This window comes from Proteus cibi (assembly GCF_003144405.1).
GTDB classification, from domain to species: Bacteria; Pseudomonadota; Gammaproteobacteria; order Enterobacterales; family Enterobacteriaceae; genus Proteus; species Proteus cibi.
The window spans coordinates 179,835-202,204 of sequence record NZ_PENW01000015.1; the positions used below are offsets into that span (position 1 = coordinate 179,835).

Here is a 22,370-nt window from a genome sequence, read left to right on the forward strand (position 1 = left end):
TTGTATTGGTTTTAAAATAATAATAATTATTATGTAAAAAAATATAGATTAGTTTTTATAACAAGGTTATTCTTTATGAACTTTCGTTGTTAGAAAGAAAGGGTTTAATTATATCTGGAAAATAATTACTTATCTAATAAATAGGATTATAACTATATTAGTTATTAAAGGTAATATTTTAATTAAAAAGAATAGGTAAATATTGTATTAAAAATGAATATCTAAACTTTGTAATAAGTTGACTGAAAATGCTAATTAAGGAGAGATAAGTGGAATCAACATTAGGAGCTGATTTAGCGCGTTTAGTTCGATTATGGCGTGCTTTAATTGATCATCGTCTCAAACCATTAAAATTAACTCAAACCCATTGGGTTACTCTGTACAATATCAGCCAATTACCTCCAGAGCAGTCACAAATCCAATTGGCTAAAGCAATAGGAATCGAGCAACCGTCTTTAGTGAGAACCTTAGATCAACTGGAAGAAAAAAAACTGATATGTCGGCATACATGTGCAAATGATCGTAGAGCAAAACGTATAAAATTAACCAAAGAATCTGAGCCTTTTATTAATGAGGTTTATGCAGTTATAGAAAAAACGAGACGAGAAATATTAGGTGGTATTCAACAAGACGAACTTGAAAGGCTAATAGGTACAATCCAAAAATTAGAAAAAAACATAAATAGGTTAAATGACTAATAATTTCAAATTTAATATATATTCTATTTAATTAATATTAATTACTGATGATAACTATACTTTAAATAATTTATTTTTCAGTTAGATAATAATTGAATAATTCAGTAGGGAGATAGAAATATATCACTGGTGAGAGTAAACGATGTTACTAATGCTGAAATTTTAAATATAACGAGTATGTAAAAATATCATTATATGGTTCTATATTATATAGTCCTAAATTTAATAACTAGATTATATATTCGCTTTCTCTTTAGGTTACTTATTATTGAGTCATAAAATAAAACAGGCAACTTTAATGTTGCCTGTTTTTTTGTTGCTAATTAGCGAGGAGAAACAGTTAAGTTATTTCCATTACCAATAACTGCAACACGTTGACCTTGACTATAAACAGTATTATCTGCTTTTTGAACGATAGCGACAGTTTTACCACTATCTAAACGAACTTCAATTTGAACACCTTTAGTCGTATTTAAAGCACCTTGTGCTTGTTGTCCTGCCATACCACCGGCAATTGCACCCGCCGCTGTTGCAAGGTTACGACCAGTACCACCACCCACCGTGTTACCCAACATACCGCCAAGAACGGCACCACCAATAGCACCTAGAATATTTTCATCACTACCCGCTTGAATATTCACTGCACGTACAGAAACCACAGTACCATAAGTAATATTTTGGGCTTGTTTTGCTTGGCTTGCGGTATAAGTGTCACCGGATAGTGAATTTGTATTCACACAACCGGTAAGTACAGTCATTGTAAAAAGACCAATTAGTAAATGCTTAAACATAGTCACTCCTAAAGAAAATCTGAGGCACATCGCTCAGATTATATCAATGTTATCTAATATCAGTTATAGCTCGTTTTTTGCGTATGTCGACACTGATTTTAATAATATATAGCTTACTATATAGTAAAGGCCGATAGTAAAAACAGAAGAGATTTCTGAAAAAAGAGAATATAACATTATATGTTAAAAATTTGCATCATCTTGATTATAAGGAAAAGAACATGATAGCAGGGCGGTACATTGGCGTGATGTCTGGCACAAGCTTAGATGGTGTTGATGTTGTATTAGCTGCAATTAATAATAAGTTTGTTGCACAACAAGAAAATCACTTTCTGCCTTACCCACAAAATTTACGCCAACGAATTTTAGCTGTTTGCCAAGCGCAACCTACTACCTTGCATGAGATCGGTTTATTAGATGCCCAATTGGGTGAACTTTATGCGCAAGCAATTATGGAATTACTCGCAAAAGCAAAACTTAGCGCGAGTGATATTACGGCGATAGGGTGTCATGGACAAACTGTTTGGCATGAGCCAGAAAGTGATATGCCATTTACTATGCAAATTGGCGACAGCAACCGTGTTGCTGCACTAACAGGCATTACGACAGTGGGTGATTTTCGTCGCAGAGATATTGCTTACGGTGGACAGGGCGCGCCTTTAGTACCTGCTTTTCATCTTGCCGTATTAGGACACCCTGTTGAAAAACGTATTATTTTAAATATTGGTGGTATCGCCAATATCTCATTGTTATTACCCGGTATTGCCGTCAAAGGCTACGATACGGGGCCAGGAAATATGCTATTAGATAACTGGAATTGGATCCATAACCAAACACCCTATGATGATAATGGCAAATGGGCTGCGACGGGCACTGTTAACTCAGCTTTGTTGAAAGATATGCTTTCAGATCCTTACTTTTCACGTTCAGCACCTAAAAGTACAGGGCGAGAATATTTCAATACACAATGGTTAAATTACCATTTAGCAAGAGTACCTAATGTTTTTCCTGAAGATGTACAAGCAACTCTTGTGGAATTAACGGCGATAAGTATTGTGCAGCAGATCCAATTAAACGGGGGATGTGAACGTTTACTCGTTTGTGGTGGAGGGGCGAGAAATGGGCAAATTATGCATCGTTTAGCGTCACTATTACCTGGTACAGAAGTCGCAACAACGGATAAATATGGTTTAAGTGGTGATGACATGGAGGCATTGGCATTTGCTTGGTTAGCCGCGCGCACGATTGCAAATGAATCAGGGAATTTACCTTCTGTAACAGGGGCATCAAGAGAAACCGTCTTAGGGGCGATTTACCCTACAAATCCTCGTTAAGCGTGATATGCTGAGCGAAGTTTCTCAAAAGAGAGAGTGAAAAATGACAGAACTTGATTTTATTGATGTTGCAGATTTACGCCGCGAATATATGAAGGGTGGACTACGACGTCATGAATTAACTGAACAGCCATTAGTTTTGTTTGAAAAGTGGTTAAAACAGGCTTGTGAAGCGCGTTTGAGTGATCCTACTGCCATGTGTGTTGCAACTGTTGATGAAAATGGGCAGCCTTATCAACGCATCGTATTATTAAAACATTTCGATGAACATGGCTTAGTCTTTTACACCAACTTGGGCAGTCGCAAGGCGAGTCATTTAGAACACAATCAGCGTGTTAGCTTATTATTCCCGTGGTATCCCTTAGAAAGGCAAGTTTGTTTTTTAGGGAAAGCTGAAAAACTTTCTCCTATTGAAGTCATTAAATATTTCCATAGTCGCCCTAAAGATAGCCAAATTGCAGCATGGGCTTCCCAACAGTCTTCTCGCATTTCCGCAAGAGGCGTGTTAGAAAGTAAGTTTCTAGAATTAAAACAGAAATTCCAAAATGGAGAAGTGCCATTACCGAGTTTCTGGGGTGGATATCGTGTAACATTTGATTCTGTTGAATTTTGGCAAGGACGAGAAAATCGTCTACATGATCGTTTTATCTACCAAAAATCACCACAAGGATGGGACATTGAGCGATTAGCACCTTAATAGAGTGTTAATAAATTTGCTTCAAAAAGTCTTTTTCTACTGGTACTTAATGTAGTGGCGCTTTATGCTATACCACTTGTGTTTCACTTATATTTTAAATAGACAAAAAACAATAAACCGATGGAGTCATTGATGTCTAGCAAGAACCTAATCACACAATTGCAGGAGCGTGGGCTAATTGCTCAGGTCACGGATGAGGCAGCTTTAGTAGAGCGTTTGGAGCAAGGTCCTATCGCTCTCTATTGTGGCTTCGATCCTACCGCTGATAGCCTGCACTTGGGGCATTTGGTTCCTTTGCTGTGTTTAAAACGATTCCAACTAGCCGGGCATAAGCCTGTGGCGTTGGTGGGTGGTGCAACGGGTCTAATTGGTGATCCTAGTTTTAAAGCCACCGAGCGCAAACTGAATACCCAAGATACTGTTCACGAATGGGTAGAAAAAATTCGTAAACAAGTGTCACCTTTCTTAGATTTCAACAGTGGTGAAAACAGTGCGGAATTAGCAAACAACTATGACTGGTTCGGTCAAATGGATGTGCTAACATTCCTGCGTGATATCGGTAAACACTTCTCTGTGAACCAAATGATCAACAAAGAAGCGGTTAAACAACGTTTAAACCGTGACGATGTGGGTATCTCTTTTACTGAATTCGCCTATAACCTCTTGCAAGCTTATGACTTTGCGTCATTAAATACGCATTTAGGTGTTGAATTACAAATCGGTGGCTCTGATCAGTGGGGTAATATCACTTCAGGTATCGATTTAACCCGTCGTTTCAATCAGAAACAAGTATTTGGTATGACTGTACCATTAATTACTAAATCTGATGGAACTAAATTCGGTAAGACAGAAGGCGGTGCGGTTTGGTTAGATCCTAAGAAAACAAGCCCATACAAATTCTATCAGTTCTGGATCAATACAGCAGATGCTGACGTTTATCGCTTCTTAAAATTCTTCACATTTATGAGCATTGAAGAAATTAATGCACTTGAAGAAGAAGACAAAAATAGTGGTCAAGCGCCTCGTGCTCAACGTGTATTAGCCGAACTCGTGACTGGTTTAGTTCACGGTGAAGAAGGTTTAATCGCCGCTAAACGTATTACAGAAAGCTTATTCTCTGGTGCAATTGCAGACTTAACACAAGCTGACCTTGAACAATTAGCACAAGATGGTATGCCAACAATTGAGTTAGAAAAAGGCAGTGATTTGCAACAAGCGCTGGTTAATGCAGAATTAGTTCCTTCTCGCGGTCAGGCTCGTACAATGATTGGCTCTAACGCAGTTTCAATTAATGGCGAAAAACAAGACAATCCTGAATACGTCTTTGAAGAAAAAGATTTCTTATTTGGTCATTATTCTATTTTACGTCGCGGTAAAAAACATTACTGCCTCGTTATCTGGAAATAATTGACAGTAAAGGGCAACCAGTAAGTTGCCCTTTTTCTTAATAACAATAAATAAACGTATATACCTCGCCTATGATAATAAAGCTTGGGTGTTGTGTGTATTCACAATAATCGGTTTATGTCATGAAAAATATACTCTCTATTCAGTCACATGTTGTTTTCGGTCATGCGGGTAACAGCGCCTCTGAGTTTCCAATGCGTCGTATGGGGGTGAATGTTTGGCCTCTAAATACAGTGCAATTTTCAAATCACACACAATATCCAGAAAAATGGACTGGCTGTGTCATGTCAGCAGAACATATTACTGAGATTGTTGATGGTATTGCCGCAATCGGTAAACTATCACAATGTGATGCAGTACTAAGTGGCTATTTGGGATCTGCTGAACAGGGTTTGCGCATTGTTGATATCGTTAAAAAAGTAAAACAAGCGAATCCTAACGCATGGTATTTTTGTGATCCTGTCATGGGGCACCCTGAAAAAGGGTGTATTGTTCCTCCTGCAGTTTCAGGTGTGCTGTGTGAAGATGCATTACCTATTAGTGATATCATTGCACCCAATTTATTAGAGCTTGAAACATTAAGTGGTGGCAAAACCCTGCATAATGTTGATGAATGTGTAAATGCTGCCCGTGAATTGTGTAAACAAGGTCCAAAGGTTGTATTAGTAAAACACTTATCACGTGCAGGATATCGTCATGATCGCTTTGAAATGCTGTTAGTAACCGCAGAACATAGTTGGCATGTGAGTCGTCCATTAGTTGATTTTGGTGAGCGTCAACCTGTGGGTGTTGGTGATTTAACAAGTGGTTTAATGCTGGTGGATTTACTTAAAGGCGTTGAATTACAAACCGCATTAGAACACGTTGCTGCGGCAGTTTATGAAGTGATGCTAAAAACGAAAGAAATGAATGAGTACGAATTACAACTTGTTGCTGCTCAAGATCAAATGGTGCACCCAACACACCGATTCTGCGCAACCCAGATAGATTAAATCACTCGATTTTTAAGAGAAGAAAAAAGCGGATACTAATGTGATATCCGCTTTTTTATTGTGTTAATTTACTCTTTAATTAACCCTTCAGTGACCAGTGCGCTGTGTACATTAGGTCGTTGTGCAATGCGTTTTAGGTAGTTTTGTAAGTGTGTTAAATCACTTAAATCTAAACCGACATGGGGTGCCCATTGGCTTAATGTAAATAAATAGGCATCAATAACGGTAAAATGCTCACCACATGCACATTTTTGTTTGCTCAAGACATCATTAATATAAGCGAATTTGCTTTTTAATTTAGTTTTAACAACAGGTAGATAGCTTTCAGGTGTATCTGATGAGAATAGTGGACCATAGCCTTTATGAACTTCACTTGCCAGAAAGTTTAACCACTCAATTTGATGATAACGTTCTAGCGATTTGGGTGGTGCAATTAAATTTCTATCAGGTTTTAAGTCGGCAAGGTATTGAACAATTGCAACACCTTCAGTCAAAATATCACCATTATCTAATTGAAGAACAGGAACTTGGCCTTTAGGATTGATGGTTAGAAAATCTTTCCCCGATTCTGTTTTCTTCGCACGTAAATCAATACGCTCGATTGAGAAATCCAAACCTGTTTCACGTAAAACGATATGGGGGGAAAGCGAGCAACTACCTGGCGTGTAGTACAATTTCATAGTAAATAGCTCCCTATCAATGAGATGGTGAATTCACTTACAGATATCAGAATATCTTCACTAATATAAGATGATAAGAGGTTCTAAGAAATTAGCAAACTCAAATGGTGCGAATAAAAGAGGCTTTTGTAAATTTGTGAACAAGACAGTTAATTGATGAAAATACACGAAAATAAATGCGCCTTATATTATATAAATATAAGGCGCATTTATTTATGACTCTTCAAATGAAGGTAAAAATGAAATATCAAGGTAATAAATTTTGGGGTTCTTTTTATCAACATAGACTGTAACAAGCTCTCTATTAATATAGGGGGTAGGGTCAAAAAAGATATAACCACTTTTATAACGAATTAATCGATTGTTTAATGTATCATGATAATCAGCAATAATTTGATAGGGAGAACGGTGATTAAAACGAATATGGCTATTAACAATAATTTCAGATATTTTTACATTGATCGGCATTCCATCACGTTTTAATCGTTGATCTCTAGTGGCTCTTCTTCTGATAAAATACAAAGGGATAAGCCCTGTTGAGGCAAATACCAATCCTAAAATACTTAATATAGCCCCTGCGCCATAGAGACCTAAAAAATTGTTTATCGTTGCTCTTTGTGGATCACTTGGAAGATAAATAACATTAATTTTTTCTCCAAGGTAAAAGCGAGATTGGTGGCTACCTTCTGGTGAGCGAAACGTTATTTCTCTATTATCTTTAGTATTAAATCGAATAACAGGGTGATAAAAGTCGTTGCCACTAGAAGATTTACTCACACTTTGGTCAATAACAACGCCTGTTGTTTCTATTCCATTTCTTACTACCTTTAATTCAGATTTAATAACAAATAAAGCCACAACAAAAATAATTGCACCAATAAGAGCAAAAATATAAAACAAAAATCTAAATTTCTTCATACATTAAATCCTTTTATTAATATGTAATTATTTTATCGCTAATATAAAAAAAGATTATAGGAATAAGCTAAAAAAGTGACATTTATCTAGCGAGTCATAATATTAAAAATGAAAGAAAAAAAGAGAGGGATGGGATAGGAACTCGAGAGTTAATCGCGTTAAGAGTAAAAATAGTAGAAACGATATAAAAAAACCAGCCTTAATAGTGAGGCTGGTTTCTATTATTTATAGAACAGAATTATTTTAGTTCTAATTCATTCATTGCAGCGATGCTGAAACCACCATCTACGTGAACGATTTCGCCTGTGATACCGCCAGATAGGTCAGAGCATAGGAATGCCGCTGTATTACCAACATCTTCAGTTGTTACAGTACGACGCAGAGGAGTTACTGATTCGCAATGGTTTAACATTTTACGGAAATCTTTGATACCAGATGCCGCTAATGTACGGATTGGACCAGCAGAGATACCGTTAACACGAATACCTTCAGGACCCATAGCATTTGCCATATAACGAACGTTAGCTTCTAAAGAGGCTTTCGCCAGACCCATAACGTTATAGTTAGGGATTGCACGTTCAGCACCTAAATAAGTCAGAGTTAATAACGCTGAATTTGGATTTAACATTTCACGGCTTGCTTTTGCCATAGCAACGAAGCTGTATGCACTGATGTCGTGAGCAATTTTAAAGCCTTCACGAGTGACTGCATTAACGTAGTCGCCATCTAATTGGTCAGCAGGAGCAAAACCGATAGAATGAACAAACCCATCGTATTTTGGCCAAACTTTTGCAAGTTCTGCATACATAGTCTCGATGCTTTCGTCTTTTGACACATCACACTCTAATACGATATTTGAGTCTAATGATGCTGCAAATTCTTCAACGCGTGGTTTCAGTTTTTCATTTTGGTAAGTAAATGCAAGTTCTGCACCTTGGTCACGCATAGCTTTGGCAATACCATAAGCAATTGATAATTTACTAGCAACACCAGTAATAAGAATGCGTTTGCCGGTCATAAAGCCCATAGCTGTATCCTTGTTTTTTCGTAAATCGCGATAATAACATCATTCACAGTTTTATTTACCTGTTAGGTTATCACGCTTATTGTTAATAAACGTGGCTGATTCTACCACGACATTTGTAAATTTGTTTAATTTCCCTAGCACCTCCGAGGAGTTAAGGAAAAAGGGCGAAATAATGTGCAATCAACATTATGCTTATATTGTTTACACTTAAGTCAAATCCTGACGCCAAGCTTCTGCTGTTAAGGCTTCACCAAAGTGACTTGCAACCAATCTTCGAGTGACTTCATGTAATGGTGACGCAAGGACTTCTGCTGTATTACCACGTTCAACGACCTCACCGTTATCCATTACAATGATTTTATCGCTAATATGTTTTGTCATGCCTAAGTTTTGTGTCACATAAATATAGGCAATATCATGAGTTTCTTGCAGTTCTAACATCAAGTTTATAATTTGTGAGCGTAAAGACATATCTAGCGAAGCGATTGCCTCATCGGCAATAATAACTTGAGGTTGTAATATTAATGCGCGTGCAAGTGCAATTCGTTGACGCTGACCTGATGCAAACATATGAGGATAATAGTTTGCATGTTCAGGTAAAAGTCCCACTTGACGTAAGGTTTGATAAATTCGTTTCTCACGTTCAATGGCACTTAAGTCCGTATTCAGGCGTAAAGGGATCTCTAATGTTTGACCGATACGCTGGCGCGGGTTTAATGAGTTAGTGGGATCTTGAAATATCATCCTAATGCGCTGACTACGATAAGGGTAATCACCAAAAGTCAGTTGATGCCCATTAATAAAAATATCGCCACCCGTAGGTTCTGTCACACCTGATAACATTCTTGCTAATGTCGATTTTCCGGAACCATTTGCGCCAATAATAGCTAAAGTTTGCTTGGGTTCTAGCGTAAAACTCACGGGTTTTACCGCTTCTAACTGCTGACGCCGAAATAATCCAGTACGATAGCGAAATGTTTTTGATAGATTTTTCACCTCAAGCAATTTATCGAACATCAGTTGGCTCCACATTTAACGGAAAATGACAAGCCACGGCATGGTTTTTAAATAAACGTAACCGAGGTGCTTCAATACATTGTCGCTGTGCATAAGGGCAACGAGGCCCTAAACGGCAACCCACGGGTAAATGTTCAAGAGAGGGGATTGCGCCAGGCAATGTATTTAAACGGCTTTTATGTGCTAATGAGTTGGTAAAATCGGGGATCGAGCGGATCAACGCTTGAGTATAAGGATGATAAGGTGTCACTAATAACTCGTCTGGGGAGGCTGTTTCGACGGTTTGACCACAATACATAACCGTAATTTTGTTCGCCAATTTACTCATCCATTGCAAATCATGGCTAATCAACAAAATGGTCATATTGTTATTTTGATTGAGCCGAGTCAGTAAACGAAAGATTTGGGTTTGTGTTGCTGGCTCCATCGCGTTAGTGGGTTCATCCGCAATCAGCAAGCGAGGTTGATTTGCAATAGCAATGGCAATCATTACCTTTTGGCACTCACCCTCAGTTAATTCATAAGGGTAACTGCGCATAATGTCTTTGTGATCTTTAATACCTACACGGTGTAATAGTTCAATTGCGCGACGTTTCCGCCAATGAAAGCGTTGCCACCAATGGCCTTTAAAAGTCCAGCCGGGAATTGCCTGTATAAGCTGCTGCTCAATTTTTGTAGCAGGATCAAGACAAGATTGTGGCTCTTGAAAAATCATTGAGATATTATGACCAATAACACGACGTCGCGCTCTTGGTGATAACTTAAGTAAGTCGATATCATCAAAACGGAAGCGATCGGCTGTCACATTGATATTATCTTTCGTAACGCCACAAATCGCTTTTGCAATTAAGCTTTTACCCGATCCTGATTCACCAACAAGACCTCTCACTTCACCTTCATTTAAGGTGATAGAAACGCGATCTACCGCTTTTACTGGGCCATCGGGTGTCATAAATTCAATGGTTAAATTGCGTATATCTAATAAAGGCATTATTCAACTCCCTCATTTATTGCACGCTGTAAACCATCACCTAAAAGGTTCACCAGTAAAACGCTTATCATAATTGTGGCGCCCGGAATTAAGACTGTCCAAGGCGCAACATAAATTAACTCTAATGAATCACCTAACATAGCTCCCCATTCTGGTGAAGGAAGTTGGGCGCCTAAATTAAGAAAACCTAATGCGGTAATATCGAGAATAGCAATTGAGAAGGCGCGTGTTAATTCAGAAACCAATACCGGCGTAATATTAGGTAGCACGGTGTACCATAAAATGGAAATGTTTGACGCACCATCAAGTCGAGAAGCAATAACATACTCTTTGTTTAATTCATCATTAACCGCAGAGTAAATCATTCTGACTAAACGCGGTAACAGCGCAAGCCAAATCGCTATCATCGCGTGTCCAAGACTTGTTCCTACAAAAGCCACAACAATAATAGCAAGCAGTAAGGATGGAATTGATAACAGTGTGTCTAATATATGATTGAGTATTGCGGATTTTAAGCCATGGGTCATACCTGCAAAACAACCGATAATTAACCCCATCAGTGTCGCTGCAAAAGTGACAATAAATGCACCACCGAAGGTCATACTTGTACCAATTAAAATCCGGCTAAAGACATCACGACCTAAATCATCTGTACCAAAGAAATAAGAGACATTGCCGTTTTGATACCAAGATGGTGGCGTGAGTTGATGACCAAAAAATTGTTGGTCAAGTGCATAAGGCGCAATATAAGGGCCTATAATACTGAGTACTAAGAGAAAAAGAACGCCATAAAAACCCACCATTGAGATAACGTCTTTAGAAAAACATTGCCAAATCACCGCTGCGGGTGTAGGTGTTTTTTTCTCTTTATAAAATTGGCTATCTAAAGGCATATCCCACCTTGTGTTTCATTGGGTTACTCATTGCACCCACAATATCTGATAAGACATTGACAATAATGACCATTGAACCCACTAACATGACACCCGCTGAAATAGCAGAGTAATCTTGTTGGCGGATTGCTGTAACTAACCAACGACCCAGCCCCGGCCAGTTAAATACAATTTCTGTCACCATAGTGAGTGTAAGCATGGTGGAAAACTGTAAGCCTAATTTAGGGATGATAGGGGGTAAAGCATTATGAAGAATATGGCGACGAATAATTGTAAAACGTGAGAGACCTCGAGTTGCGGCTGCTTTCACGTAGTTCTCTGACATAATTTCTTCCGTACTATTTCGCATTAATCGAATAACTTCGGTTGTTGGTGCAATAGCTAAAGTTATTATGGGTAAAATCAAATGCTGTAATACGTTAATGATCATTTGCTGGCGATAAGGAGAATCAGAAAGCCACGCATCCACTAATGCAATGCCTGTAATAGGTTGCAAGTTATAAAGCAAATCAATACGACCTGAAACAGGGAGCCAACCCAATTTTAGTGAGAAGAAAAGCGTTAACAGCAATGCAAGCCCAAACACAGGCACAGAGAAACCTAAGAGTGCGAAGTTACTGATAATAATATCGGCGGATTTGTTACGCCAAACCCCCGCAATAATACCAGCAGGAATACCTACAATAAGGGCAAAAAGAAAGGCTAATGTACAAAGCTCCATGGTCGCTGGCAATGCTTCTACCAATTGCGCTTTGATAGGTTCACCATTGATAGAGGAAATACCAAAATCAAAATGGATCATATTATGGGCATAAAAAAAGTAGGCATCGGTAAGCGAGGCTCCACTTAATGGGGCATTAGGCGTGTAATAACTTAGGCTAAAGCTCACTAGCGACAAAAAGAACAGTGTCACAAGTAATAAAAGCAATCGACGTATTGAATAAATAATCATGGATTATTTTACAGCCTCTTTCTTGTGATTTTGTTCGTCTACTTCTGCCTCTCGATAAACACCAGCAAAAGACGCATTACCAAAAGTGCTTAATACTAGTCCTTTAATATCATAACGATATGCTTGCATACGTAAAGAGTTTGCTAAAGGCAACACTGGTAACTCTTGAGCAAGTATATCTTGAGCTTCATGATAATAATCCATTCTTGAAGCAAGTTGCTGACTATAAAGCGCTTTTTTCAAAATATCATCAAAGTTAGGTAAACACCAATGACTTAAGTTAGTTTGTGAGCCAATTGCTGCACAGCTAAAGAGAGGGCGGAAAAAGCTATCAGGATCGTTACTGTCAGTTGACCAACCCGATAAGGTCATATCATGGGTGCGATCCATCATACTCGTTTCTTGATATCGTCCTTCAATAGGGCGAATATTCATTTGAATCCCCACCTGAGCTAAGTCAGCTTGAATAAGTTCCGCCATTTTTAATGGGCTTGGGTTATAAGATTGTGAGGCGCTAGGCACCCAAAGATTTAATTTCAGCCCATCAAGACCTAGCTCTTTAAGAATTTGTTTCGATTTTTCAGGATTGTATTCTGTAATTTTTGCTCGGTTATCATAAGCCCAAGATGCACGAGGAAGTACTGATGCTGCCGTTTCAGCGGTACCATAATAAATAGACTCCATTAAACGTTCATTGTTAATGGCATAAGCAATCGCTTGACGAACTTTAAGATCATTGAGTGGCGGTTTACTGGTGTTAAAGGCTAAATAAGCGATATTCATACCAGAACGTAATGTTAATCTGAGTCGCGGATCGTCACGTAAGACTTTTAATTGGCTTGCGGCAGGATAGGCTAAAACATCACATTCGCCAGTGAGTAATTTAGATATACGACCTGTACCTCCTGCACCCATATCAATAACAACCTGTTGCATCTTAGGTTGACCTTTCCAGTAATCTTTATTTCTAAATAAACGAACAAATTGTCCTGGTTGATATTCATCTAGAAAAAAAGGACCTGTTCCCACTGGTTTCCAATCAAGCTGTGTTTGATCGCCTGATTTTTCTAAATTTTGCGCGTATTCAGCAGAAAGAATAGGGGCGTAATGTGTTGCTAAATGCCATAAAAAAGAGGCGTCAGGCTCTTTTAAGCTAAATTCTACCGTGTATTGACCCAGTTTCTTTATCGATTGGATATTATTGGCAAAACTTAAGCTGTCAAAATAGGGATATTTACCGCCATTGACTTGATTGAAGGGATTTTGTGGATTAATCATCCTTTCAAAACTAAAAATAACATCATCAGCGGTAAGTTTACGTGTTGGTGTAAACCAAGATGTTTGTTGAAAAGAGACATTTTTACGTAAATAAAAGCGGTATGTCGCGCCGTTATCTAATGTTTCCCATCGAGCTGCAATTTCAGGGATCAGGCGATAGGTGTAAGGGTCAACATCTAAAAGACGGTCATAGAGCTGTGCAGCCAGAGGATCAATAATTAATCCACTACTTGATAACTGAGGGTTAAAGGTATTCACACTACCATCAACACAGTAAACAAAGCCATTTTGATTAATTGGCGTTGGCTCAAGCGTTATAGATGGTGCTTGTGTTTTGGGTGCTACATCTGCGATACAAGCTGCGCTTGTAAAGGTGAGTAGCAAAGTACCAATAAATAAAATAGGGCGCATAAATAATATCTTTTAGAGAAACGATTTTGCCATTGTAACTTAAAAAACTTTCTATCCCCAAATAGTCAAAAAAACAAAGTGAGAAAAATTCTCAATAAAATGCTTTACAAATGCTAATGATAAAGATTATCATCCGTATTGTCCTTGGCGGTAAGAGGTTTTCCGCAGAGGACACGACATTGCTCACATTGCTTCCAGTATTTTTTTACTAGCCAGCTCGGGTGCTGGCTTTTTTTTTTGCCTCTTGTCTATATTCCTCTCCTCAATGTTTAAAAAGCTAAATTTATCAATCTATTAAGTTATTATTTGATGTTTTTTAATTAGTCCTCTAAATTGATCGTAGCTTAATGATAATTTTTCAGCCGCCTCTTTTTGGTTATATAAACTCTCTTTTAATGCATTATTCACTAATTTTTTTTCTACATCATTTTGCCATTGGCGTAAATCCAGCGGTAATGTAGGTAGTGGACAATTTTCTTTAGGCGATGTCTTTAATGCAGGTCTTTTTGACGATTGAAAACCAGCGAAGGGATCAATAATAATATTGTTGAGTATGTGATCACTGGTTCCATGACGATAAACGGAGCGTTCAACAACGTTTTTGAGCTCACGAATATTACCTGGCCATGAATAATCTAAAAGAACTTGGCGTGCACTATGACTAAAACCAGGAAAAAAAGGTAAGCCCAACTCTTGGCACATTGAGATGGCAAAATTTTCAGCAAGCAACATAATATCTGCGCGTCGTTCTCTTAATGGCGGGAGCCTAATAACATCAAACGCTAATCTATCTAGTAAATCGGCACGAAACTTACCTTCTTCCGCCATTGCGGGTAAATCTGCATTTGTTGCACAAATGAGTCTAACATCAACATGCAGAGATTGACTGCCTCCAACGCGCTCTAAATGACCATACTCAATGACGCGCAGAAGCTTTTCTTGCACAAGCATGGGCGCAGTCGCTAGTTCATCAAGAAAAAGAGAACCTCCATCCGCACGTTCAAAGCGCCCTTGATGACGATTTTTAGCGCCAGTAAAAGCCCCCGCTTCATGACCAAAAAGTTCAGAATCAAGTAAATTATCATTGAGCGCAGAGCAGTTGATTGAAATAAAAGGCCCTTGCCACCAAGGAGCAAGATAATGTAATCGATGAGCGATCAACTCTTTACCTGTACCTCGTTCACCAATAATTAATACAGGCTTTTTTAATTGAGCAAGCGCTGAGGTTTGTTCTAATACATCAATAAATTGACTATCAACGCCAATTATTGTCTCCAAATTCTCATTCATTGGTTAAATTCACCATATTGAGGTATTTTTTGCCAGTTTAGCAAATGTTTAAAAAATAGGCGAATAATATAAATCGCCTATTATTAATAGGTTAAGTGAATTTTAAAAGTTGGCACGCAAATTGTATTAACTAAAGTATGCTGGCGTTATGATCGTCGCCATTATTGAAACAATTTAACATCACTCATTAGCATAGCTATTAAGGATAACATCATGGGTATATTTTCACGTTTTGCTGACATTATTAATGCCAATATCGCTTCTTTATTAGATAAAGCGGAAGATCCTGAAAAAATGATCCGCCTAATGATCCAAGAAATGGAAGATATGTTAGTTGAGATCCGCACAACTTCTGCACGTACTTTAGCTGAAAAAAAAGGATTAGAGCGCCGTATCGAACAAGCTGAAAAACAGATGAAAGATTGGCAGGATAAAGCAGAGTTGGCTCTTATCAAGGAAAAAGAAGATTTAGCTCGTGCCGCATTAATCGAAAAACAACGTGTAGCATCAGTCAATGACACATTGAAACACGAATTGATTATTATTGATGAAACGCTAACGCGTTTAAAAGGCGAAATTAGCGAGTTAGAAAACAAGTTAACTGAAACACGCGCAAAACAGCAGTCTTTAGTTGTGCGTCATCAAGCTGCAAGCTCATCTCGCCAAGTTCGTCGTCAATTAGACAGTGGTAAAATGGACGCAGCAATGGCACGTTTTGAGCAGTTTGAACGCCGTATAGATCATATGGAAGGTGAAGCTCAAAGTTATGGGCTAGGTAAAGAGAAATCATTAGACCAACAGTTTGCTGAATTAAAAGCTGATGATGAAATTAGCGCGCAATTAGCGGCATTAAAAGCTAAAATCAATATCAACAAAGAGTAACAGCAAGCGTAATAACCATCTTATAAAGGATATGTAATGGGCTATATATTTCTGGGAATACCACTGACAATTTTCGTTTTATTTATTCTCCCTATTTGGTTGTGGTTGCACTATAACAGTCAGAAAGGTGGAGGTAATGTTCAGTTAACCCATCAAGAAATGCAGCGACTGAGCGCGCTGGTGGATAAAGCTCAGCAAATGCAGGAGCGCATTAAGACGTTAGAACAAATACTTGATGCAGAACATCCTAACTGGAGGCAATCACAATGACGATGCAAAGCAAACAATTGTATCGCTTGCCACAAGAAGGCATGATCCGTGGTGTATGTGCTGGGCTTGCCCATTATTTTAATATTCCTGTTTTACTTGTCAGGGTTATTGCGGTGATTGCGCTGTTTGCTGGCTTTTTCGGTTTAACTATTATTGCTTACCTTGTCTTAAGTTTTTTTATGGAGCCCGCTCCGACTAATTACCAGCAAGGTGAAGATCAGCAAGAAAGCTTAAAAGAAATCTTAAGTGGAGTAGATAATCAATTGATGCAAGGTGAAAAACGTTTACAACAAATGGAACGTTATATTACCTCTTCCAGTTATCAGTTAAATAAACGCTTTCGAGATTTGTAATATTCTTGCTATTTAATCGGATAAGACGCTCCATTTTAGGAGCGTCTTTCTTTCTGCCGCTGATCTTTTTCAACACTTATAGTGTAAGAGCGCAAATTTTCTGATTGAGGAGCGTGTTATGAATTCCAATCAAGTATTCGTTTCTTTAAAAACAAATAAACTCGCCCAATTAGCCAAAAAAGGGGTAACATTTGGGTTAATGTTATTCACTTTATTTGGGCCAGCAGCAATTACAGGCGGTATATTAAAACGAGTAAGTAGCAAACCGTTGCGTTGGCTGGTTCTATTGATAGCTGAACCTATTATCAAAGCAGGCTTTAATAAGCTATCGCGTCAAGTGTCTTGGGAGAAACATGAAACGCCTACAAAATGAACTGACCGCTTTTATTAATCGTGGTGTTGATAGACATCTTCGTTTGGCCGTAACTGGATTAAGCCGAAGTGGTAAAACCGCATTTATTACCTCTTTAGTTAATCAACTTATTAATGTGCATACCGGCGCGCGTTTACCGCTATTTTCGGCTGCACGAAATAAGCAATTACTAGGTGTAAAACGTATTCCTCAACACAATTTAAATATTCCTCGTTTTACCTATGATGAAGGGATGGACGCGCTTTACCATACTCCCCCAAGTTGGCCGGTTCCTACAAAAGGGGTCAGTGAAATACGTTTACAACTACGTTATCGATCGAATGAATCTTTAACCCGTTTTATAAAAGAAACATCTTCTCTTTATTTAGAAATTGTTGATTACCCCGGTGAATGGCTATTAGATTTACCTATGCTTGAGCAAGACTATTTTGAATGGTCAGAGCAAATGGATAAGGTCAATCGTCAAAGAACGTCACCAGAACAACATTGGCAATTACTCCTTAAAAAATGTGATCCTTTTGCGCCGGCTGATGAAACGTTATTAGCTGATATTGCCTCCGCTTACACTGACTATTTATTAGCATGTAAAGATGAAGGACTTCATTTTATCCAACCGGGGCGTTTTGTATTACCAGGTGAATTAGCTGGAGCACCCGTTTTGCAATTTTTCCCATGGGGTGATTTACAAAAATACGATATTGCTAAATTAAAGAGCGCAGATAAACGTACTAATATTGGCATGCTAAAACAACGCTATGAATATTATGGACAGCATGTTGTAAAAGGTTTTTATCGCGATCATTTTCAAGGGTTTGATAGACAAATTGTTTTGGTTGATTGCCTACAACCTTTAAATCAAGGTGCAGATGTTTTTAATGATATGCGCCAAGCATTAACACAATTAATGCGCAGTTTTCATTATGGAAAAAGAACCTTACTTAGACGCTTATTTTCACCTTGTATCGATAAGCTTCTATTTGCAGCCACAAAAGCCGACCATATCACGGTTGACCAACATGAAAATTTAGTGTCGTTGCTTCAACAACTTATTCAAGATGCTAAACAAAATGCTATTTTTGAAGGGATCAGTATTGATTGCATGGGACTTGCTTCTATTGCGGCAACTGAAAGTGGAATTGTTGATCATCATGGCGAAAAAATACCAGCCTTGAAAGGTTTTCGTTTAAGCGATAATACACCATTGGTGTATTTTCCCGGTGAGGTTCCTAAACGATTGCCTGAAAAAGCATTTTGGGAAAAACAAGGATTTAGTTTCGAATCTTTTAGACCGCAACAAATATCAAGAGATAGTGCGGTTCCTCATATTCGTATGGATAGTGCAATGGAGTTCTTGTTAGGGGATAAATTAAAATGAATGAGCCATTAAAATCGCGAATTGATTTTAAAGAGCCCATACTTCAAGAAGAAGTCACCTTAAAAAAAGGTGTTGGCTTTAATGAAAATGAGCCATTTTTGCCGATTGATCCACTATTGGATGAAGAGAATGAAGGGCAATTAGAAGGCGATGTTCAGTCAATTTTAAAACCGAAAAAAAGTGTCTGGAAACGGTTATTAACGATTGCGAGTACCATTTTAGGGGTTAGTGTTATTGCCCAGACTGGACAATGGATTTATAGCTCATGGGTAAATTCTGACTGGATTGCGTTGGGGGCAGCCAGTGCGGGTGGGTTAATTGTTGTTGCTGGTATTGGATCTGTGATAACAGAGTGGCGCCGTATTTATCGTTTACGCCAACGCGCAGATGAAAGAGATAAAGCCAAAGAGTTACTTTATAGTCATGCGATGGGGAATGGTCGCCCCTTTTGTGAAAAACTCGCTACACAAGCGGGTATTGGTCCACAACATCCCGCATTCATTCGTTGGCAAAGTGCATTACACGATACACATAATGACAAAGAAGTATTAGAACTTTATAGCCAACTTGTTCAACCTATTTTGGATAAACAAGCGAGAGCTGAAATCAGTCGTTCTGCTGCAGAATCAACTTTGATGATTGCTGTCAGCCCACTGGCAATGGTCGATATGGCTTTTATTGGTTGGCGTAATATTCGTTTGATTAATCGTATTGCAGAAATTTACGGTATTGAATTAGGCTACTATAGTCGTTTAAAACTCTTTCGTCTTGTTTTGGTCAATATTGCATTTGCCGGTGCGACGGAACTGGTTAGAGAAGTTGGAATGGACTGGCTTTCACAAGATCTTGCCGCACGATTATCAACAAGAGCCGCTCAAGGTATAGGTGCAGGTTTACTAACGGCACGCTTAGGAATAAAAGCAATGGAATTATGCCGTCCTTTACCATGGATTGATGATAATAAACCTAAGCTAGGCGATTTTAGAACAGAGTTAATCGGAAAATTAAAAAACACTATTGGTAGCAAGAAGAAAGAATAAACTCTTGTTTTCATCTTTTAATGATTTTAAATAAAAGCCATAGACGTCATTCTATGGCTTTTTTTATATAAGGATTGGCAAAGTGTTGTTTATATAAAATAGTCCTTATGGCGAAGATAACAAAATCTTTTTTAAAAGAAGCTGAATGCTATAAAGCACTTTTAATATTTTATCGTTAGTTTAGTTACTATTTTTAAAAGAAACTATTGTAATAGTAAACTTTAAAAAAGCGTAAATTTCACAAGCGTTGAGGGTGGTTGTAACTATTTGTATATCAAGGTTAATGTGTGTTTATTTAGTGGAATATGTTTAATATTAACCATAATGTTTCTTTTTTGATGGGAAATAGTGTTGATTTTAGTGTAATAAATAGCGTTAAATATCACCCTAAAATAATTATTTTAGTAATATATTTTGATATATCTACTTTTTGGATAATTTACCATTCAAAAACAATAATGATCTTTATTTAAAAAATTACAAAAATGAAAAAATAATATTTTTAACAAGGTTAAAAAATGAAAGAAATACAAATATCAGTAATAAAGAAACTCTCTAAACAAAGACGTAAACTCTATTTAGGCTCCACATTAAATGGTGAAATTATTGATAATCAATTAAGTATTTTAATTCCCATTCTTAGCGAAACGATTAGTGAGATTAAAAAAAGACAATATCAGAAACCTTTGGACTCATTTCAGATTCAGGAGGCATCTCAATTTTTTGAATATTTGACTGAATCGGATAAGAAAGAAAGAGCAATAAATGCATTAGAATTTTTGCTTTTTTGTTTTGATCATGGATGTAAAACCATCAAAAAAATGATCAGTCAAGAATTAAGTCCTTTGGTAAAGGATGTCGAATATCTTATCGATTTTGAACTAAAAAAAATAATAAAAACCTCTTCATTTTCGTTATTTAGCTTTTTTAAAGCATAAATAATCTTAGTTAGAGATCAGAAAATGAATTTAGTTGTGTAAAAATAAATGCTATTGGTGTCAACCTTTGCTGACAAGCCTCTTTATTTAGTTGATATTTATGTATAATATCTAGAATAAGTTCAGGGTCACTCAGTATTAAGAAGGTTTATAATGCGTTTAGAGGTCACTTGTGAAGATCGCATCGGGTTAACCCGTGAATTATTAGATCTGCTAGTATTAAAAAATATTGATTTACGTGGAATTGAAATATTCCCAATAGGTCTTATTTACCTGAATTTTTCACAAATAGATTTTAATATATTTCAGCCCCTTATGGCTGAAATAAGAAGAATTGACGGAGTTATTGATGTTCGCACTGTGGCATTTATGCCATCAGAGCAAGAACATCGCGCGATGTGGACATTGTTAGAATCTGTACCTGTACCTGTTTTTTCTATTAATACTAAAGGTCAAATAAAGCTACAAAATCCAGCAACGCGTCAACTATTTGATATAGACGCTGATGATAATAGTGAAAAATCGTTTAATCAGCTTATTCCTAATTTCAATATTCATCGTTGGTTAGAACAAAAAGATCCTCATGCCGAAATAATTCCAATTAATTTAAAAAAACGAAATTTTGATATGGAAATAGTGCCAATAAAATTGGCAGATGATAATCAATTTAATCATTGTGTTGGCGCACTTATTTTATTGAAGTATAGCGGTGTTGTTCATGATCACTCCCAATTAATTGTCAGTGATAGCCATGAGTTTGAGAAAATTATTGCTGTTAGTTCTCAAATGAAACAGTTGGTTGAACGTGCAAAAAAAATGGCAAAAATGGATGCACCATTATTATTGGTAGGTGATACAGGAACAGGAAAAGATTTATTCGCTAAAGCCTGTCATTGGCTAAGTTCTCGCGCAAGGTCGCCTTTCTTAGGGCTTAATTGTGCTTCAATGCCTGATGATGTCGTTGAAAGTGAACTCTTTGGTTATGCTGCGGGTGCTTATCCTAATGCTATTGAAGGAAAAAAAGGATTTTTTGAGCAAGCCAATAGGGGGACTGTTTTACTTGATGAAATTGGTGAAATGTCTTCACAAATGCAAATCAAACTTCTACGATTTTTAAATGATGGTACATTTCGTCGAGTGGGCGAAGAGCATGAAGTTAATGTTGATGTCCGTATTATTTGTGCTACACAAAAGAATTTATGGGAGCTAGTTCAAAAAGGATTATTTAGAGAAGATCTTTATTATCGACTTAATGTATTAACACTGACATTACCGCCATTGAGAGAAAGAAAATCGGATATTATGCCGTTAGCAATGCATTTTATTAATCAATATTGTACAGAGCAACAGGCAGCAAAACCGATAATATCACCTGAATTATCGGCTTATTTAACCCAATATGGTTGGCCTGGTAATGTTCGTCAATTAAGAAATACTATTTATCAAGCGATGGCTCAATTAACGGGTAATACTTTACGTAAGCAAGATATTACATTACCGGAGCATACTGCTGATGTTTTATTTGATGAGGACTTATTAGAGGGCTCATTAGATGAAATGACAAAACGTTTTGAAGCTTCAATTTTAGCCCGTTTATATCGTGACTATCCAAGTACCCGAAAACTCGCAAAACGTTTAGGCATTTCTCATACAGCGATTGCTAATAAGCTGAGAGAATATAACCTAACAAATAAAAAGAACGACAATCCTGAAAGCTAATTTTATCGCGAGATCATTAGGATAAAAAACAGGCGAGCATAATG

At 37.5% G+C, this 22,370-nt stretch carries 23 protein-coding genes; 13 read left to right on the forward strand and 10 right to left on the reverse strand.

Annotated features, from left to right (window positions below; genetic code table 11):
- Positions 1 to 269 precede the first annotated feature (269 nt).
- Positions 270 to 698 carry a transcriptional regulator SlyA gene (gene slyA, locus DK865_RS08500; protein WP_036913196.1) on the forward strand — a complete coding sequence of 143 codons (429 nt, stop codon included), beginning with the start codon at positions 270 to 272 and terminating at the stop codon, positions 696 to 698.
- Positions 699 to 1,021: 323 nt separating this feature from the next.
- On the opposite strand, the gene DK865_RS08505 is transcribed toward slyA, so the two are convergent.
- Positions 1,022 to 1,489 (reverse strand): outer membrane lipoprotein, encoded by a 468-nt coding sequence (locus DK865_RS08505; RefSeq protein ID WP_023582334.1) that lies wholly within the window; start codon positions 1,487 to 1,489, stop codon positions 1,022 to 1,024.
- 221 nt (positions 1,490 to 1,710) lie between these two features.
- Here DK865_RS08505 and anmK point away from each other — a divergent pair, with 221 nt between their 5' ends.
- From anmK to pdxY, 4 genes are all read left to right on the forward strand, one after another.
- Positions 1,711 to 2,823, forward strand: coding sequence for an anhydro-N-acetylmuramic acid kinase (anmK, locus tag DK865_RS08510; protein ID WP_109391663.1), 1,113 nt, complete (start codon positions 1,711 to 1,713; stop codon positions 2,821 to 2,823).
- Positions 2,824 to 2,866: 43 nt separating this feature from the next.
- On the forward strand, positions 2,867 to 3,520 hold the full coding sequence (gene pdxH / locus DK865_RS08515; protein WP_023582332.1) for a pyridoxamine 5'-phosphate oxidase: 654 nt from the start codon (positions 2,867 to 2,869) through the stop codon (positions 3,518 to 3,520).
- A 132-nt stretch (positions 3,521 to 3,652) separates the two neighbouring features.
- Positions 3,653 to 4,927: a tyrosine--tRNA ligase gene (gene tyrS, locus DK865_RS08520; protein ID WP_036913193.1), complete on the forward strand. Its 1,275-nt coding sequence runs from the start codon at positions 3,653 to 3,655 to the stop codon at positions 4,925 to 4,927.
- 122 nt (positions 4,928 to 5,049) lie between these two features.
- Positions 5,050 to 5,919, forward strand: coding sequence for a pyridoxal kinase PdxY (gene pdxY / locus DK865_RS08525; protein ID WP_023582330.1), 870 nt, complete (start codon positions 5,050 to 5,052; stop codon positions 5,917 to 5,919).
- Positions 5,920 to 5,987: 68 nt separating this feature from the next.
- On the opposite strand, the gene gstA is transcribed toward pdxY, so the two are convergent.
- From gstA to pspF, 9 genes are all read right to left on the reverse strand, one after another.
- On the reverse strand, positions 5,988 to 6,599 hold the full coding sequence (gstA, locus tag DK865_RS08530; protein WP_023582329.1) for a glutathione transferase GstA: 612 nt from the start codon (positions 6,597 to 6,599) through the stop codon (positions 5,988 to 5,990).
- A 213-nt stretch (positions 6,600 to 6,812) separates the two neighbouring features.
- Complete coding sequence (locus DK865_RS08535) at positions 6,813 to 7,517, reverse strand: DUF3592 domain-containing protein (protein ID WP_109391664.1); 705 nt, start codon at positions 7,515 to 7,517, stop codon at positions 6,813 to 6,815.
- 238 nt (positions 7,518 to 7,755) lie between these two features.
- Positions 7,756 to 8,544, reverse strand: a complete 789-nt coding sequence (gene fabI, locus DK865_RS08540; protein WP_109391665.1) for an enoyl-ACP reductase FabI — start codon at positions 8,542 to 8,544, stop codon at positions 7,756 to 7,758.
- A 207-nt stretch (positions 8,545 to 8,751) separates the two neighbouring features.
- Positions 8,752 to 9,561, reverse strand: coding sequence for a putrescine export ABC transporter ATP-binding protein SapF (sapF, locus tag DK865_RS08545; RefSeq protein WP_023582326.1), 810 nt, complete (start codon positions 9,559 to 9,561; stop codon positions 8,752 to 8,754).
- Entirely contained in the window at positions 9,551 to 10,552 is a 1,002-nt protein-coding gene (gene sapD / locus DK865_RS08550) for a putrescine export ABC transporter ATP-binding protein SapD (RefSeq protein WP_023582325.1), read from the reverse strand. Before sapD ends, sapF begins: the two co-directional genes overlap by 11 nt.
- The gene (sapC, locus tag DK865_RS08555) at positions 10,552 to 11,445 is read right to left on the reverse strand and encodes a putrescine export ABC transporter permease SapC (protein ID WP_023582324.1); all 894 of its coding nucleotides are present in this window, start codon (positions 11,443 to 11,445) and stop codon (positions 10,552 to 10,554) included. Before sapC ends, sapD begins: the two co-directional genes overlap by 1 nt.
- Entirely contained in the window at positions 11,432 to 12,397 is a 966-nt protein-coding gene (gene sapB, locus DK865_RS08560; protein ID WP_036913188.1) for a putrescine export ABC transporter permease SapB, read from the reverse strand. Before sapB ends, sapC begins: the two co-directional genes overlap by 14 nt.
- A gap of 3 nt (positions 12,398 to 12,400) precedes the next feature.
- On the reverse strand, positions 12,401 to 14,086 hold the full coding sequence (sapA, locus tag DK865_RS08565; RefSeq protein ID WP_109391666.1) for an ABC transporter substrate-binding protein SapA: 1,686 nt from the start codon (positions 14,084 to 14,086) through the stop codon (positions 12,401 to 12,403).
- Between the two features lie 294 nt (positions 14,087 to 14,380).
- A complete protein-coding gene (gene pspF, locus DK865_RS08570) occupies positions 14,381 to 15,376 on the reverse strand; it encodes a phage shock protein operon transcriptional activator (protein WP_023582321.1) in 996 nt (331 codons plus the stop codon).
- Between the two features lie 213 nt (positions 15,377 to 15,589).
- Between pspF and pspA the strand changes: the two genes are divergently transcribed.
- The 8 genes from pspA (at position 15,590) to tyrR (ending at position 22,326) form a co-directional block, all read left to right on the forward strand.
- Positions 15,590 to 16,258 (forward strand): phage shock protein PspA, encoded by a 669-nt coding sequence (pspA, locus tag DK865_RS08575; protein ID WP_023582320.1) that lies wholly within the window; start codon positions 15,590 to 15,592, stop codon positions 16,256 to 16,258.
- A gap of 36 nt (positions 16,259 to 16,294) precedes the next feature.
- A complete protein-coding gene (gene pspB, locus DK865_RS08580; protein WP_023582319.1) occupies positions 16,295 to 16,528 on the forward strand; it encodes an envelope stress response membrane protein PspB in 234 nt (77 codons plus the stop codon).
- A complete protein-coding gene (gene pspC, locus DK865_RS08585; protein ID WP_023582318.1) occupies positions 16,525 to 16,881 on the forward strand; it encodes an envelope stress response membrane protein PspC in 357 nt (118 codons plus the stop codon). The genes pspB and pspC overlap by 4 nt, the downstream gene beginning before the upstream one ends.
- 118 nt (positions 16,882 to 16,999) lie before the next feature.
- A complete protein-coding gene (locus tag DK865_RS08590) occupies positions 17,000 to 17,254 on the forward strand; it encodes a peripheral inner membrane phage-shock protein (protein ID WP_023582317.1) in 255 nt (84 codons plus the stop codon).
- A complete protein-coding gene (locus DK865_RS08595; protein WP_023582316.1) occupies positions 17,235 to 18,629 on the forward strand; it encodes a YcjX family GTP-binding protein in 1,395 nt (464 codons plus the stop codon). The genes DK865_RS08590 and DK865_RS08595 overlap by 20 nt, the downstream gene beginning before the upstream one ends.
- Positions 18,626 to 19,669 (forward strand): YcjF family protein, encoded by a 1,044-nt coding sequence (locus tag DK865_RS08600; RefSeq protein ID WP_109391667.1) that lies wholly within the window; start codon positions 18,626 to 18,628, stop codon positions 19,667 to 19,669. The genes DK865_RS08595 and DK865_RS08600 overlap by 4 nt, the downstream gene beginning before the upstream one ends.
- 518 nt (positions 19,670 to 20,187) lie before the next feature.
- Positions 20,188 to 20,607, forward strand: coding sequence for a hypothetical protein (locus DK865_RS08605; protein WP_228407739.1), 420 nt, complete (start codon positions 20,188 to 20,190; stop codon positions 20,605 to 20,607).
- A gap of 153 nt (positions 20,608 to 20,760) precedes the next feature.
- Positions 20,761 to 22,326, forward strand: a complete 1,566-nt coding sequence (gene tyrR / locus DK865_RS08610; RefSeq protein WP_023582313.1) for a transcriptional regulator TyrR — start codon at positions 20,761 to 20,763, stop codon at positions 22,324 to 22,326.
- The last annotated feature ends 44 nt before the right edge of the window (positions 22,327 to 22,370 follow it).